The sequence below is a fragment of the Vogesella mureinivorans genome (assembly GCF_007644035.1).
GTDB lineage: Bacteria > Pseudomonadota > Gammaproteobacteria > Burkholderiales > Chromobacteriaceae > Vogesella > Vogesella mureinivorans.
The window spans coordinates 1-257 of sequence record NZ_VMTV02000758.1 but is presented as its reverse complement, the minus strand read 5'-3'; the positions used below and the strand labels follow the sequence as shown (position 1 = coordinate 257).

Below are 257 nucleotides of genomic sequence, written 5' to 3'. Positions count from 1 at the left end.
AGAACCTCCCACATCTCTACGGTGCGAGGGCGACCACCCGGCTTGGGTGGGGGAATCAATTCCAAGAGAAGTAGGTACTGGGCTGCGCTCAAATTGCTAGGGTATGCTTTACTCATAGCTCTCTCGGTGCTGTTGACTATCTATTGGCAGCTTAATACTGAGAGAGCTTTTTTGCTTTTTTACCTGACTAGCCGACTTTTCAAACACCCTCTAAGGTCCGTTGGGCGAATTGTTTTTGCATGCACGCACACGAAACA

General features: G+C 49.0%; 1 pseudogene. It reads right to left on the bottom strand.

The annotated features are described in order from the left end of the window. Positions 1-116: pseudogene (locus FLQ44_RS24480) on the bottom strand (IS5/IS1182 family transposase); the annotation flags it as partial. Positions 117-257: the final 141 nt, after the last annotated feature.